Consider the following 1,560-nt stretch of genomic DNA (forward strand, 5'->3'; position numbering starts at 1 on the left):
ATAATAAATAAGGATAAGTGTCGCGCAGCCGACACTTTATTTGGGTGTTGAGCAAGCCCGTCCTTTATCAAGTAAATTGCTCGGATGAGCACAGGTAGGAGGTTCGCCCGTCATCGAATGATAGGTGAATGCCGCCAACAAGAAGTGACATAAATCATCATCGGACACTTAGAATCCATTCTTTGCCAAAACTCAGCTTATGCGAAGCGTGTAGCTTAGAGCTCCGACTCTAAATGACTTCTGTCCAGAACTTTCATGGTGGGCAGTTCTAGCTCAGAAATGCCCCATTTAGATCAACTTGTATGACACGCATTGCAACAATAGTAGCAGCCATTGATCCTATTGTTTGGCCATCTCTTCTTCGCATCCTGAACTGCATAGTAGCAAGATGAATGAAAGCCTAAGTCAATTCGATTCTCGATATTTGGTAAGTGAGAGCAACCGCTATCTTTCTCATGAACCTCATGGTCGCCATTTGATTGTGGGTTTTTGTTGATAATATAATAAGGCATCGTAATTCCCTGTGTAATGACTAAGTCGACACTACGAAATTAACCTTATTTTAATTATGGTTATGTGTTTGGTTTCACATTTCTTTAAAGGTGCTTTAGTTTTTTACTAGGTTACGGGGTATCCATATAAAAAATAAGGATATTTATCGCTTAGCCAACACCTATACGAAGTGTTGGACAAGCCTAAGCTGCCTTATATAAGTAAATATCATAGAGGCTGATATTAAAAGTCACACATATCCTTACTTTTCCTAATACCAGCTAACCGAATAGAACAAATAATCTAAGCTGTTTGTGTCCAATAACGAGCTAGCAATCATGGCTAGCTCATTTGATGAGAGCTAATATCGTAATCTCAGAAAAATAGTGTAAGTAACTTTCTTACGAACCGAGCTGTACTAGATATTTTAATTCACAAAAATATCAATTTATGGTTATTTTTGTGAATATCAACTTATGGTTGTTTTCTAGTAAGTTTATGATTTAATTGTGTTAAAATATATCAGGATATGGTTATTTCTACATTGTTGTTGATACAACCATAAAGTTTATCTATAGCTGTTAGAACTGTACTAAAAGCTATTTAAAGCCAGAGAATGACAATGATCCATGCTCTGGCTTTTTCATTAGATCGATAATGAAGCTCACTTAATAAGTTAGCTACAGGTATGATTTTTTATGAAAAAACGTGTCGTTAATAATTATTCCTCCCAAGAATTCTCTCGATCTATCGTCTGAGAACGAACTCACTTCATACCGTAGACTCAATACTCTTAGCTCTCACACTCACGATATAATTAATAAACTTAAATTATCAACTTTATAATTTTTGATAATTTCCTGTTTCAAATTTGCTTACCTATACTCATCTCATCGAAACAAAACCCACAAATATCAGAGCTAGGAACCTTAATTATGAAAATGAATCACGTTGGTATTATGGTTGGCGATATGGACAAAGCCGTCGAGTTTTATACGAAAGCTTTAGGTTTGAATGTTGTTATGGGCAATACCAAAGTTATTGAAGAACGAGAAACAGCTATTGGTC

This window comes from Psychrobacter sp. Ps6 (assembly GCF_022129235.1).
Lineage (GTDB): Bacteria > Pseudomonadota > Gammaproteobacteria > Pseudomonadales > Moraxellaceae > Psychrobacter.